The organism is Prevotella sp. Sow4_E9_plate, assembly GCF_052116205.1.
Lineage (GTDB): Bacteria > Bacteroidota > Bacteroidia > Bacteroidales > Bacteroidaceae > Prevotella.
Genome location: NZ_JBQKLN010000002.1, coordinates 59525 through 73077 on the forward strand (window position 1 = coordinate 59525; position 13553 = coordinate 73077).

Genomic DNA, 13553 nt, shown 5'->3' on the forward strand with positions numbered 1-13553 from the left:
ACCCAAAGGTTTAGACGACAAATATTCTTGACCATATCTTCGTTTTATTTAGGTTCAATACAATTACAGCTGCAAATATAATAAAAAAGAATGATATAAAGACTGAAACCTTGAAAAAACTTACGAAAATTTTGCGCTTTCGGTTATTATTGCTAACTTTGCATCCAGTTAGCAGAGCGCTGACGAAGGGGTAGCTTTACACGAATGCCCCTTATATAAAGGTTTTAATTTAAATAAATGAAAAGATTCAACGGGATCACACTCGGTGTAGCATTTTGCTCTTTGGCAAGCCAAGCTGCACTGGCACAGACAAAAATCGACACCTTGAAGGTGCAACATTTGAATGAAGTAATCGTAAAAGGCGTACGTGCCACAAAAGAAGCTCCATACGCCATTGCCAACATCAAGAAATCAGAACTCCAACAATTTTCCTCTACAGGTAAGGAATTGCCTTTCCTCCTTTCTCGCACACCAGGTATCCTGGCGTGGGGCGAAAATGGTATCGGAACCGGTACTACCTACATGCGTATCCGTGGTGCTGCAGGAAGCCGCATCAACGTGACACTCGATGGCGTGGCTCTCAATTCTCCTGAAGACCAGACCGTTTTCTGGGCTAACATGAACAGTTATGCTTCGCTCCTGGGCAGTGTTCAGGTGCAGCGTGGCGTAGGTTCTTCTACCAACGGCGATGGTGCTTTCGGCGGCAGCATCTCTATGGCTACAGCTGCTCCTTCACTCACTCCTATGGCAGAAGTAACTGGTTCTTACGGTACTTACAACACTTACAATACGGGCGTCAGCTTCGCTACCGGACTGATGGGCAACCACCTGGTTTTTGACGGTGCTTATCATGAGACTGCCACAGATGGCTATATCGACGGAACAGACGGCAGATCCGGCTCTTACTATGGTGGACTGACCTGGTTAGGAGATAACTTCAAGATCAGCTATAAGAACATCGGCAACTTCGAGAAGACCGGACAGGCATGGAATGGCGTGTTGGGAGGCGACTACAATACCAACTTCACATTGATGGATGATGGAATACGCACATACAAGGATATGTACGAGGCTGGACTGGGGAAATTCAATGTCCTGACTGGCGATTTGGTGCGCAATGGAAAGGGCGATTATAACATCAAGCCATATACCCTCAGAAACGGCAACAAATGGGAGAAAACTACGGATAATTTCTATCAGAACCACAATATTCTCTCTGCAGCCTGGACTCCTAACAGCCACTGGAGCCACAACATCGCCCTGCACTATACCTATGGTTACGGCTACTACAAGGAGTTCAAGAATCAGTATAAGTTTGCCAAGTTCGGACTAGTTTACAAGGATGCAGAGGGCAACAAGGTTAAGAAATCTGACTTCATCCGCAAGAAGGGATTGACCCAGAACACCTACGGCATGGTATATAACACCAACTATAAGGATGAACACTGGGACGTAATCGGCGGCTTGAACCTCCAGCAGTTCCGTGGCAACCACTGGGGATATCTTACTTATATCGCCAATCAGGATGCAGAGAAGCAGTTCCTCGGCAGCAACGGCAAGTATAAGTACTATGATTCTGATGCCCACAAATACGACTACAGCGCCTTCATCAAGGCAAGCTATCGCTTTGCAGACTACTGGAATGCATTCGCAGACCTGCAATACCGCCGTGTGGAATACAAGACTGATGGTATCAACGATAAGTTTATCGCTCAGAAAGACGGCAGCTACAAGAATCAGGAGTTGAACATCGACGAGAAATTCAATTTCTTCAATCCTAAGGCAGGTATCAGCTTCAACAAGGACGGTCATAAGGCTTACGCTTCCGTAGCTTACAGCAACCGTGAGCCGGAGCGCAACAACTATACCGACAACCTCAACTATCCTTTCCCTAAACAGGAGAAGTTACTCGATGTGGAATTCGGTTATCAGTATGAGGGAAGCAACTGGCATGCAGGTGCCAACTTCTACTACATGGATTACGACAACCAGCTTGCTCAAACCGGACAGTTGAGCGAAATCGGTGAGCCATTGACTACCAATATCAAAGATTCTTATCGCATGGGCGTTGAGTTGACAGCAGGTTGGGCACCATTGTCATGGTTGTCCTTGGAGGGAAATGCTGCTTTGAGCAAGAACAAAATCAAGGATTTCGATGAGTATGTAGATAATTGGGATGGTGATGCATTGAAGATACACTACGACAATTCAACCTTGTCATATTCTCCATCAGCTATTCTGAATGGTTTCATCGACCTGCACTATGCCGGATTCTCAGCAACCTGGCACACCAACTTCGTAAGCAGTCAGTATCTCGACAATTCTGAGAGCAAAGACCGTTCATTGCCTTGCTATTCACAGAGCGACCTGAGCCTCAACTATCAGACAAATGTAGCTAAGAAGCTGGGAATCAAGCAGATGATTTTCGGTTTTGATATCAACAATATCTTCAACCGTCATTACGCAGCGAGCGGTTCCGTATGGTACAATGCGGTAAGTCAGAGTGCCGGTTACACTCAGGATCACCGCCTCAGTGCCATTAGCTATATTCCTATGGCAGGCACCACTGTAATGGGACATGTAACATTGAAGTTCTAATTATCACGGTTTCTAGAAAGTAGATTCAAAAACTAAAACATCATGATGGATTATATTGCATCACATGGTTTAGACATCTTTACCACGGTACTCGGCTTGATTTACATCTTGCTGGAGTACCGTGCCAGCATCTGGCTTTGGGCAGTGGGCATCATCATGCCGGCTCTGGATGTCTGGCTATACTGGAGCCATGGTCTTTATGGCGATGCAGGTATGGCAGTATATTATACGGTGGCAGCCGTCTATGGCTATGCTGTTTGGAAATTCGGCAAGAAACACAACCAGACAGAAAAAGAAGAGCTTCCGATCACTTATATGAAAAAATCGCTCTATCTCCCTACCGCTATTTTCTTTCTGGCAGCATGGGGAATCACCTATTATATTCTGATTATCTTTACCAACTCCACGGTACCATTGCAGGATAGCTTCACCAATGCCCTGAGCTTTGTGGGTCTGTGGGCCTTGGCACGGAAATACATAGAACAATGGTTCTTCTGGATTCTTGTAGATGCCGTTTGCTGCTATCTCTATATAGTAAAAGGTATCCCATTCAAGGCGGGGCTCTATGGTCTCTACGTCATCATCGCCGTAGCCGGATATTTCAAATGGAAAAAGATGATGAAAAAAGAGCAAAAAGAAAACTAATCATAAAGCTCAAAGTTTAAAGTTCAAAGCAAATAAACAGGAAAAGGAAGCCTGAGCATATACAAAAAGCTCGACTTCCTTTTATTTCATTTATATAAACAGAACCACTATACCAAGGTTCCGTGCATTTCTAACCTTTTTTTATCTTCAATCCGTTCTCAATACTATTGATTTCATCATTGAATGCAGCATCAACCTTCAATCGTTCTTCAACCTTGGAACAACTGTGGATAACTGTACTATGATCGCGATTACCAACGAGTTTGCCGATGCGTGAAGCAGGCATCTTGGTAAATTTCTGCGCCAAATACATAGTTACCTGTCGTGCCACCACATAATCACGCTTACGGCTCTTACTGTTCACAGCCGTAACAGTTACATTATAATGGTTACATACGGTCTCGACGATGTCATCAATTGTGAGTGGTTTATCATCTACCTTCACAGCACGCTTGATAACACGCTCAGCTAATCGGATATCAATATGACTGTTGTACACGATGCTATAAGCCAACAGACCATTGATAGCACCCTGCAAATCACGCACACTGCCATTGCAGGTCTGAGCAATAAAGGCCACAACATCATTAGGAATCTTCAAACCTTCGCGACGAACCTTGTTGCTGACAATATCTTCACACAACTCCACATTTGGCTTTTCAAGCTCACATACCAAGCCACAAGAGAAACGGGTAATCAAGCGGTCTGGCATATCCTTCAACTCCACCGGTGGACGGTCGCTCGCCAAGATAATGCGTTTGCCATTACGGAAGAGATGATTGAATATATGGAAGAAAGTGTTCAATGTCTTAGCCTTTCCTGCCCAATCCTGAATATCATCCACTATCAGAATATCAATAGACTGATAGAAATTGATGAAATCATTGCTGGAATTATGCAAGATAGCATCCGTATACTGAGTCTGGAAAAGACGGGCACTGACATAAAGCACACGCTTCTGAGGATATATCTGCTTTGCCTTCAAACCGATAGCATTCACCAAATGCGTCTTACCACTTCCCGATGGACCATAAATGAACATAGGGTTGAACTGAGTGGTATTAGGATGCTCAGCAATAGACAATCCCACAGAACGAGGCAACTTATTGCTCTCACCCTCTACATAATTATTGAATGTAAGCTTAGGATCGAGCTGGGTATCAATGTCATCCTGCTGAAGAGCCTCAGGAACGACACCTTGGGCTTGAGCCTGCTTCGCTTTTCTGTTGCGCTCAGCAACCTCTTCGTCAGCAGGATCAGCCTCTAAATCTTGTGCAATCTTATGTTCCTTATCGGTAACAACACGATAAGTGAGTCGGATTCCATCACCAAAATTGCGATGTAGCACCTTACTCAACAAGCCAACATAGTTCTGTTCCAAGTATTCGTAAACAAACGGACTTGGAACTTGCACCAACAAAGTCTTTGTCGATGGCTTGTACGACTCAAAGACTATTGGCTTAAACCATGTATTATATTGCTGCTCTGACACATTATCCTTTATAAGCAAAAGACTATTATCCCAAAGCGCTTTCGGACTTGCTAACATTGACTATTTTATATTAATTATTTTTTAGATATTGATTGTGTTCACACCACTAAAGATGCGAAATCAGTTGCAAAATTAAGAAAAAAAAAGGAGAACAGCAAATCTCCCCATTTAATTAATTTTAATACATTAAATGTAACCAGTTGATGCTCTGCATTTTACAGAGTTATCCACAATCGTTAATATTCTTGCAGTGAAACATTTATGTAACACCCCCGAAATAGCTAACAAACAAACAGTTTGGCAGTTATATCGGGGCGTGAAACATCTATTTTATTATTTAGATAATATTTATATAAGTAAAATCAAGTTTACTTATCTTTTTTTCCAAATATTGAGAAATGCACATAGCGCTTAGGATGCGCCTTCAGATCTATCATCAATGAATCTGCATGCCCCATGGTTGAGTTCAAATTCTCATAGAGTTGGGTATCATTCATCAACAAACCGAGAGTTCCCTTATTGCTATTCAGCTTCTCAGTAAACTGCTGTGCATTTTCCAAAGTAGCATTCACCTTGTTCAATGTCCCCTGTACATCCAAAGCAGCCAAATTGGCTGTCAATTTATGGGTATTATCGAGCACGCCATTCGCCTTACCAATCATACCTGGTATCTGCTTGTTCAAACCTGCCATCAAGGTATTCAACCCTCGAGTAGAAACTGTCAAGTTGCTGGTAATGGTCTCAGCGTTATGAAGTGTAGCTGCCAAAGCAGGGTCTGCCAGGAGAGCATTCACACTAGTCAAGATTGAATCGAGCTTAGGCAACATCTTTTCCATAACAGGAATAAGCTGCTCAGCCTTTCCCATGATACCTGCATTGATAGAGCCTGGAATAGTTCCACCAGGTTCAATACGCTCACGTGGATTATTAGCCAGGAGCAGGTTCACCTGAAGGTTGCCCATCATATCTTTAGAAATCTCAGCCTGACTACCAGCCGGAATCCTCAGATCCTTGACAATATCAGCCGTCACTCTGATAGGTCCGTTTTCCTTGTAGTCGTAACTGATGGCATCCACAGTACCCACCTTGTAACCATCCGCATAGATAGGCGTAGAAGCGCCCAATCCCTGAATGTTATCAAACGTCATATAATAGGCATTGTTGGTAGAAAACAGATTGATACCTTTCAGAAAATTAATTCCGAAATACATAATCAAAATACCTACAACAGCAACCAGCGCTATCTTTATTTCCTTTGTCAGTTTCATTTTTATCTATTTTTATTCTGCTTAAATTCACGTATCGCCTGATTTACATCATACTTTTGTCCATTTTTGAAAGCGATGATGAAAGCCTCAGGGAATTTTTCCTGCAAACTCTTACGCAAACGATATATCTCATTATAATTAGAAGAGGCACCCATGGTATACTTCACCAGATTACCTTCCCTGAATGATTCATAATCAGTCTCGCCCTTGAAATGGGCATCTCCCTTGCGCAGGATTCGGTCACTCACGAAGATTTGAAGCTTGAAAACAGGAGCATCCTTTGGCTCTGGCTTTTTCTGAGCTACTACTCTTTTCTGAACTTCAGCCTTTTTCTGAGGTTCAGTTCTCTTTAGATCTTCTGTTTTTTTCAGAACTTCTACCTTCTTCTGAGCTTCATTTTTTCTCTGAGGTTCAACTTGATGTTGAGATTCTTGCTCCTTCAATTCCTCTACATCACCAGATTGTAATGGGCGATAAGGTACAGTGACCCTCTTATCATATTTATTTCGATATTGAGCAAAACCATCATAAATAGATTTCGCTATATCATTAACACGATCAGAATTATTGAGAATTCTTTCCTCATCAGGCGTTGTGATGAATCCCAACTCAATCAAGCAACTTGGCATAGATGTTTCACGCAACACCAGGAAACCTGCCTGATGCACCCCCTTGTCAGGACGATTGGCATTATCGCAAACCTTACGCTGAATCATTCTTGCCAACTCTACACTGCGCTCCATATTCTTGCCCTGAATGAATTCGAAGATGATATAACTCTCCGAAGATTTCGGGTCGAATCCCTGATAAGTCTGCTTATAGTCCTTCTCCATCGAAATTACAGAGTTCTCCCGCATAGCCACATCAAGATTATCCTTGGCACGGTGCATACCGAGCGTATAGGTTTCAAATCCACGTGCTATCTTACCTGCAGGCAAAGCATTGGTATGCACAGAGATGAAAAGGTCTGCATTGGCACGATTAGCTATATTGGCACGTTCTATCAAAGAGACAAACTTATCTGTTTTACGTGTATAAATCACTCTTACCTCTGGCATATACTTCTCTACATATCTGCCGAATTGTAACGCCACAGACAGATTGACATTCTTTTCCATGGAAATAGCTCCACGCGCACCCGCATCATGACCACCATGTCCTGCATCTATCACAAGTGTAAAGTTTCTATTGGCAGCAAACGAAGTCATTGCCAACATCCACAATACCACCCATATCAGTGTTATTTTTTTATACATACTTTCTGATGACTTTGCAAAATTACTACTTTATTATCAGAAAACCTAAACTAACTAGTAAGTTTTATCATTTGTTAATACAACTTCAACTCCTGCACCGTCACAATCAGCTCCAAAAGGAGGATTCTCTTTAGTAATAGCCAGTTGTATTTGACGAATAGCGGAAAATACAGAAAAGAGTCTTTTACCGATTCTTCCCGCTACATGTTCCAGCAGCTTACTTGGTATAGCCATCTCCTCTTTGATGATTTCATACAATTCTGCATAATTAATGGTAGTAGACAGTTCATCCGTTTCCATAGCATCAGTGAAATCATAATCTACGACTAGATTCACCACATAGTTGTTGCCGACAGTTCTCTCCTGCGGCAACACGCCATGATAAGCATGAAAACGAGCATTCTTCAAATAAATCCTACTACTAACAGACATAGTTTTATTTCATAAATAGTTTAGTCTTCTGATTCAATAGACCTCAGCATTAAGCCTCTTCCTCCATGTCGTCGTCCCCCCTATCAAAGGCACTCCCATCATTGAGATATCTCTTGAGGGCTTTCTCTACACCTTTCTTCCAGGTATTGATACTATCCGAGGTAAGCTGAAGCTGATTCACAAGCTTGATTACATGCTCAATAGGCATTCGATAACGCAATACACCAGAAATCAACTTAGCATAATTCCAGTATTCAGGGTTGAACTTCTCACTAAGACCTTCAATAATCATCTTATAACCGCGCTTGTTGACAAACTGGAAGTCATAACGCTTCACACCATCCTCAAGAACGGTTTTCACGATTTTACCCTTAGTAACAGACTTAGGGAGCATGATTCCTTCATCCTCATCCTGCAAGCCGGTGAAGATTTCATAAGGATGTCCATTGAGCAATCCAACAAGAGCCACCCACTTTTCCTTATTATTCTGATATCTTACGACATCACATTCCAATTCTCTAGGACGCACTTCTACCACCTCTTCAGGTACATAAGGAATTTGAGTTTCCTCAGAAACTACTTTCAACAGCTGATCATGCATCTTGCTCCATTCAGCCGGACGCACTTCATATTGTTTATGAAGAGCAGCTAAATTGTTTTTCAACTCATCTAGCAAGACCTTTGTAGCCTCTTCAAAATTTGTATTTTCTTTATTCATTCTATCAAACGTTTAATATTATGGTGCAAAATTAAGATTTTATTTCTAAAATATGAAACGTTTTACCATATATTTCACTAAAAATATAAAAGATATGTACCATTTAGGAAAACTTTCACTAACTTTGCATCAAAATAGGGCTCTAAAACAACACGGAGCTACTATATATAATAAGGTATAATAACATAAATAGGAAAGTTATGACATCAATCAAGAACAGAACAAGCATTAGAAAATATTCAACGAAGGAAGTTTCTGACGAACTTCTGAATCAATTGCTGGAAGATGCAATGCGTACCCCAACCATGGGTAATCTTCAGCTTTACAGCGTTGTCATTACCCGTAGCGAGGAAGGCAAGAAGGCATTGGCTCCAGCTCATTTCAACCAGCCGATGGTGACAGGTGCTCCCGTTGTACTCACCATCTGTGCCGATTATCGTCGCACCACCCTATGGGCAGAAAACCGCAAGGGAACTCCTGGCTACGACAACATTCTCTCCTTCATGAATGCAGCCACAGATGCTCTCCTCTTCACCCAGACATTTACCAATCTGGCAGAAGAGGCTGGATTGGGTACTTGCTTTCTAGGTACAACGGTCTATATGCCAAAGATGATTATTGATACCTTGAAGCTTCCTAAGCTCGTAATGCCTGTAGCTACATTAGCCATCGGCTGGCCAGATGAAAATCCTGCACAAACCGACCGTCTGCCATTACGCAGCATCGTTCACAATGAGACCTTTGAAGATTACACTCCAGAAAAAATAGATGATTTCTATTCAGAAAAGGAATCTCTGGAAGAGAACAAGGAATTTGTCCGCATCAACAATGTAGAGACTCTCGCCCAAGTTTTCACAGACATCCGCTATACCAAGAAAGACTGTGAAGCGATGAGCGTAGGATTCCTGGATGCCCTCAAACAGCAAGGATTTATTTAAAAGTAAAAAAGTAAAAGGGTAAAAAGGTAAAAAAGCCTAGCGGAATGTTAGCCAGCGAGGTGCTTTTTTTACCTTTTTACCCTTTTACTTTTTTACCTTTTTACCTTTTCATTATTCTACAACGATTGGCTTGTACTTAGGAACCAGTGCCTTCATGATGCACCAACCAACGAGGTAAGCAACACTACAGATGCAGAATACAATCATGTAAGCACCAGGCTTGCCGTCAAATCCCATGAAGCTGAAGGCAGAACCCTGCCCCTCTGCGTAGGTGAAGAGCATACCAGAACCCTTGTTGATAAGGAAAGAACCGATACCACCAGCCATTGCACCAATACCAGTGATTGTAGCAACAGTTGACTTAGGGAACATATCACCGATGGTAGAATAGAGGTTAGCTGACCAAGCCTGATGACCAGCACCGAGCAAACCAATGATAATAGCTGGCCACCATGCACTGTACTCACCCATAGGCTGAGCAATCAGACCAAGCAATGGGAAGCAAGCGAAGATCAACATCGCACGCATTCTACCGATATATGGATTCATACCCTTCTTGTCAACAAAGTAGGTTGGCAAGTAACCACCACCGATACTCAATACGGTTACAATCGCATAGAGAGTGAAGATAAGGGCAATACCCATACCAGAGTCAGAAGAGTAACCATACTGATCTGAGAAGTAAGCTGGAGCCCAGAAGAGGAAGAACCACCAAACACCATCAGTCATCAACTTACCAACGATGAATGACCATGTCTGACGATAGCTGAAACACTTGAGGAAGCCGATGGTCTTCTCCTCTTCAGTAGTCTCAGCATTCTCAGTCTCAACCTTATCGAGATCTTCATCCTGTTCAATGTAAGCAAGCTCAGCCTTGTTCACATGCTTACTCTTTGATGGCTTCTCATAAAGCCATATCCAGAGACCCATCCATACATAACCGAGCACACCGATGATGATGAAAGCCCACTCCCAGCCCATGCTGCGAGCCAACAATGGAATAGTAGCTGGAGCTGCCAAGGCACCTACAGATGCACCACTATTGAAGATGGCAGTAGAGAAAGCACGGTCCTTCTTTGGGAAGAACTCTGCCGTTACCTTGATAGCAGCAGGGAAGTTTCCTGCCTCACCCACAGCAAGGATTAAACGGCAAGAGAGGAACAACCATACGCTGATGGTAGCAATAGCAACAGCTGCATCGCTACCAGCCTGTACCATGCGGAGTGCCTCGATAGAATCGTAACCCTCTATCTGCATAGCTACCCAACCGCAACCTGCATGCATAACGGCACCTGTTGACCATACGAAGATGGCAATGAGATAACCTTTCTTGGTTCCCATCCAATCCACGAACTTACCAGCAAAGAGGTTAGCGATGGCATAGAAGATAGAGAAAAGACCAGTAATCGTACCGTAGTCGTCATCAGTCCAGTGGAATTCTGGAGCGATGAAGTCTTTCCATGTTAATGACAGAACCTGACGGTCCATGTAATTGACTGTGGTAGCAATGAAAAGCAATGCACAGATAACCCAACGGAAGTTGGACATTTTACTCGTTGAAATAGGACTCATTTGTCTAAGTTTTTAAGCGTTATTTTTATATTTATTATTTATTCCAGTTATTAGACGGCAAAGCCTGGCTTGTATCTTCAAGCCAGGTTATGCCAATATTTCTCACTCTATTATTCCAATGTAGGAATCTTCACTACCTGCATATCGTTATAGATAAGGTTTTCACCTGCCATACCCCATATAAAGGTATAGTTGCTGGTACCTGCTGCACAGTGGATAGACCACTCAGGAGCAATAACTGCCTGCTCGTTGTTCAACCAGATTGGACGTGTCTCCTGTGGTTCACCCATGACGTGGAGAATCTTCTGTCCCTCTGGTACATTATAATAAAGATAAGTCTCCATACGACGGAGATGAGTATGAGCAGGCATGGTATTCCATACAGAACCCTCCTTCAACTCTGTTACACCCATCTGCAGCTGGCAAGTACGAACGCCAGCCACACCATCGATAATCAACTGATGGATAACACGGTCATTGCTCTCCTTCAAGCTACCAGCCTTGATGTTGTTGGCATCCTTCAGAGTCACCTTCTTGTTTGGGAATGTCTGATGAGCGCAAGCACTGTTCATATAGAACTTAGCTGGCTTAGCTGCATCCTTGCTGCTTACCTCGATGTTCTTGGCACCACGACCTACATAGAGAGCCTCCTGGAAACCAAGAGTATATTTCTTGCCATCTACGGTAACAGTACCCTCACCACCGATGTTGATGATACCCAGTTCACGGTTGTCGAGCAGATTCTTCTGATCGTTTGGCTTATCTGTATAAAGAGGAGCGATAGAAGTCAGCTTCAAAGGAGCAGTTGTTGGCTCTGCACCACCAATAAGGAAACGGTCGAACATAGTGTATGTCCAGTTTACCTCACCTGGAGCGAATACCTTCTCGATAGCGAACTCGCTGCGAAGGCGGTCTGTTGTGTAATGCTTGGCATCCATTGGGTTGCTAGCATAACGAACGTTGTAGTTGGTGTAGGCATTTTCTGCCTTTACCTCGTATCCACACTTACCACACTGGCCAAAAGCCTGACTTGCTGTTAATACCATTGCTGCTAATATTAATGTTAATTTCTTCATAATTATCTTGTTTATTATTGATATTTTATCTTTAGGGGACCAGCGATGGAATCGCTGGGAACGGGGGGTGCAAAGAGGGAGGAAGGGGTTAAGGTTCTTTTTACCCTTTTACCTTTTTACCCTTTTACCTTTTTACCCTTTTACCTTTCTCTCTTCCTTCACGATGCGCTGACGGTTGAGAACCAACAAGGCGATAGTGATGATGGTAAGCACACCCATACCGATGTATGAAAGCTTCACGCCACGATAGATGACCCATCCAAAGAGAGATGAAGCAAAATCGAGTGCACCACCCGAAAATCCGTTAGGAATATGAGCGGCATTATCACCAGTAGCTGCATAAACCTGATTGGCTGCCATTGTAAAGTCTGGAGCCATATCGGTTACAAAGTAGAGACCGATGATGAGGGCTATCAAACCAATGATAAGAGTCTTCACCACATTTCCCTTGGTGAATGGTAATATCATTGGAAAGAGGTAGAACATACCTGCCAATGATGCCAATGGCAAGAACTGGTTGCCTGGCAAGAATACAGCGATAGCCAAGATGACAGGAATCAGAATGACTGATACTACCAGGGTCGTAGGATGACCAATCACCAAGGCAGGACTCATACCGATGTGAACCTTCTTACCGTTGAACTTGGTCTTTACCAACTCCTGAGTCTTCTCAGAAATTGGCTTCAAACCATCGATAAACAAAGAGGTGATACGAGGAATCAGCTCCATCACTGCTCCCATGGTTACACCGAGGAAGAGAATCTTCTTGATATCGAGCTGTGCAGCCCAACCAATCAAGGCACCTACGATGACACCGAGAACCAATGGTTCGCCGAGCACGCCAAACTTCTTCTTCAATCCCTCTGCATCAACATCAAGCTTAGAGAAACCAGGAATCATATCCAGGAGTTTATTGAAGATGATGGCGAATGGCATGAAACTCTGGCAGAATGGCTGCGGAATAGAGATACCATCCAAATCGTAATACTTCTGGAACTTTTCTGCAGTGAAGTCTGCACATACCAATGTTATCATATAGCAGACGATGGCTGCAAAATATCCCCAAAGCAAACTTTCACCCATTACGAAGTAAGCCACGGCACCGATAAATGCAAAGTGCCAGTAGTTCCAAAGATCGATGTTCACCGTACGGGTGGTTTTGGTTATCAACATCAGGAAGTTGACACCCAAGCAGATTGGGATAATCAGAGCACCCACTGCTGTATTATAAGCTACGGCAGCTGCTGCAGGCCAACCCATGTCAAACACGTTCAACTGTAGGTGATAGATGTCGGAGATAGCCTTCAGCGGGTCATTGAAGTTAGTAGTCAACAAAGCAGTGACCACACCCAAACCCACGAAACCCACACCTACGAAGAGTCCCGATTTCAACGCTTTTCCGAATTTCATGCCAATACATAGTCCTATAACCGTGAAGATGATAGGCATCATCACGCTTGCACCCAGACTGATGATATAGCTAAATACCTGTTCCATTATTACTTTTTGAATTTGTTAAATAGTTAAGAAAATACACCAAAAGTGCACCTCCACCTGT

General features: G+C 43.1%; 10 protein-coding genes and 1 pseudogene. 3 read left to right on the forward strand and 8 right to left on the reverse strand.

Going from position 1 to position 13553, the window contains the following annotated elements; genetic code table 11:
* The first annotated feature begins 237 nt into the window (after positions 1 to 237).
* Both ACTQ53_RS01150 and pnuC read left to right on the forward strand, forming a co-directional pair.
* Entirely contained in the window at positions 238 to 2598 is a 2361-nt protein-coding gene (locus ACTQ53_RS01150) for a TonB-dependent receptor (RefSeq protein WP_441931728.1), read from the forward strand.
* Between the two features lie 42 nt (positions 2599 to 2640).
* Positions 2641 to 3243 (forward strand): nicotinamide riboside transporter PnuC, encoded by a 603-nt coding sequence (pnuC, locus tag ACTQ53_RS01155; protein WP_441931730.1) that lies wholly within the window; start codon positions 2641 to 2643, stop codon positions 3241 to 3243.
* A 130-nt stretch (positions 3244 to 3373) separates the two neighbouring features.
* Here the strand turns inward: pnuC and dnaA are convergent, their stop codons facing one another.
* The 5 genes and pseudogenes from dnaA to ACTQ53_RS01180 form a co-directional block, all read right to left on the reverse strand.
* The gene (dnaA, locus tag ACTQ53_RS01160) at positions 3374 to 4792 is read right to left on the reverse strand and encodes a chromosomal replication initiator protein DnaA (RefSeq protein ID WP_294970547.1); all 1419 of its coding nucleotides are present in this window, start codon (positions 4790 to 4792) and stop codon (positions 3374 to 3376) included.
* 311 nt (positions 4793 to 5103) lie between these two features.
* Entirely contained in the window at positions 5104 to 6003 is a 900-nt protein-coding gene (locus ACTQ53_RS01165) for an MlaD family protein (RefSeq protein WP_441931732.1), read from the reverse strand.
* A 2-nt stretch (positions 6004 to 6005) separates the two neighbouring features.
* Positions 6006 to 7259, reverse strand: coding sequence for an N-acetylmuramoyl-L-alanine amidase (locus ACTQ53_RS01170; RefSeq protein ID WP_441931734.1), 1254 nt, complete (start codon positions 7257 to 7259; stop codon positions 6006 to 6008).
* A gap of 54 nt (positions 7260 to 7313) precedes the next feature.
* Positions 7314 to 7691, reverse strand: coding sequence for a dihydroneopterin aldolase (gene folB / locus ACTQ53_RS01175; RefSeq protein ID WP_441931735.1), 378 nt, complete (start codon positions 7689 to 7691; stop codon positions 7314 to 7316).
* A 91-nt stretch (positions 7692 to 7782) separates the two neighbouring features.
* Positions 7783 to 8232, reverse strand: a pseudogene (locus ACTQ53_RS01180) (adenosylcobalamin-dependent ribonucleoside-diphosphate reductase); the annotation flags it as partial.
* Between the two features lie 377 nt (positions 8233 to 8609).
* Here ACTQ53_RS01180 and ACTQ53_RS01185 point away from each other — a divergent pair.
* Positions 8610 to 9347, forward strand: a complete 738-nt coding sequence (locus ACTQ53_RS01185; protein WP_294970555.1) for a nitroreductase family protein — start codon at positions 8610 to 8612, stop codon at positions 9345 to 9347.
* Between the two features lie 111 nt (positions 9348 to 9458).
* On the opposite strand, the gene ACTQ53_RS01190 is transcribed toward ACTQ53_RS01185, so the two are convergent.
* The 3 genes from ACTQ53_RS01190 to ACTQ53_RS01200 all read right to left on the reverse strand — a co-directional run bounded on the left by ACTQ53_RS01190 (position 9459) and on the right by ACTQ53_RS01200 (position 13492).
* Complete coding sequence (locus ACTQ53_RS01190; protein ID WP_294970557.1) at positions 9459 to 10919, reverse strand: MFS transporter; 1461 nt, start codon at positions 10917 to 10919, stop codon at positions 9459 to 9461.
* A 110-nt stretch (positions 10920 to 11029) separates the two neighbouring features.
* Positions 11030 to 11995 carry a 5-dehydro-4-deoxy-D-glucuronate isomerase gene (kduI, locus tag ACTQ53_RS01195; protein ID WP_153124438.1) on the reverse strand — a complete coding sequence of 322 codons (966 nt, stop codon included), beginning with the start codon at positions 11993 to 11995 and terminating at the stop codon, positions 11030 to 11032.
* A 132-nt stretch (positions 11996 to 12127) separates the two neighbouring features.
* A complete protein-coding gene (locus ACTQ53_RS01200; protein WP_295346780.1) occupies positions 12128 to 13492 on the reverse strand; it encodes a PTS transporter subunit IIC in 1365 nt (454 codons plus the stop codon).
* Positions 13493 to 13553 lie beyond the last annotated feature (61 nt).